The following is a 690-nucleotide window of genomic DNA, read 5'->3' as shown; positions in this document are numbered from 1 at the left end:
CTTCCCATTTTGTATCTTTCTACAGTGTTATTGTATCACAAGATTAACTACTTTCTATCCATCTTCTTATAATCATTTTCTATTCTATTTTTTATTTTTGTATATTCCTTATCATTAATTAATTTAAGAGCATAAAGTCTACATAACATAGCAACTCTCATGCTATAAACTTTTATTGCTTGCATTTTAACCTCCTATGTAAGTTGAATTTTTTTCCTAGATAAGTGAATTAAATATGAAATATGCTAATTTCATCTAAGCATTTTCAAGAATATTCACACTTCAAAGTATTTGGATTTTTATAGAAATATGAAAAAATACCCCTCACTTTATAAAGTGAAATTTGCCCTCTTTGGTAACCTGAATTTTTATTTTTTATAGTATTTTTGAGTTTTAATGATTAATTTGAGCATAAAAAAGGACTTATGCTACTAGACATAAATCCTCTAAAATGAAAGAAACTTTTTCGATTGTTATTTGTATTTAGTTTTTCAAACTAATTTTATCCATCCTATTTAATTCCCCAAACATCATTACTACACCGGCTATTATCATAATTAAATCTACAAGGGGTTCTGCAAACCATACTGCTTTAACTCCAAATATCATTGGTAAAATAATCATGGCAGGTACGAATAAAAATAACTGTCTTAGCATTACTATTATGCCGGCTTTTTTAGCGTTTCCTAT

General features: G+C 27.0%; 1 protein-coding gene and 1 pseudogene. Both read right to left on the bottom strand.

Going from position 1 to position 690, the window contains the following annotated elements:
* Positions 1-47 precede the first annotated feature (47 nt).
* A complete protein-coding gene (locus HMPREF3023_RS09465) occupies positions 48-185 on the bottom strand; it encodes a hypothetical protein (protein ID WP_168165800.1) in 138 nt (45 codons plus the stop codon).
* A gap of 298 nt (positions 186-483) precedes the next feature.
* A pseudogene (locus tag HMPREF3023_RS06140) lies at positions 484-690 on the bottom strand (MATE family efflux transporter); the annotation flags it as partial.

It is taken from the genome of Peptoniphilus sp. HMSC075B08, from assembly GCF_001815405.1.
In the GTDB taxonomy this organism is placed as follows: Bacteria; Bacillota; Clostridia; order Tissierellales; family Peptoniphilaceae; genus Peptoniphilus_A; species Peptoniphilus_A harei.
Note: the sequence above shows the minus strand (reverse complement) of the source record. Positions and strands in the feature narration are given on the sequence as shown.

Coding starts and splice junctions, on each gene's coding strand:
- HMPREF3023_RS09465 (WP_168165800.1), bottom strand. CDS start 185: ATGCAAGCAATAAAAGTTTATAGCATGAGAGTTGCTATGTTATGTAGA.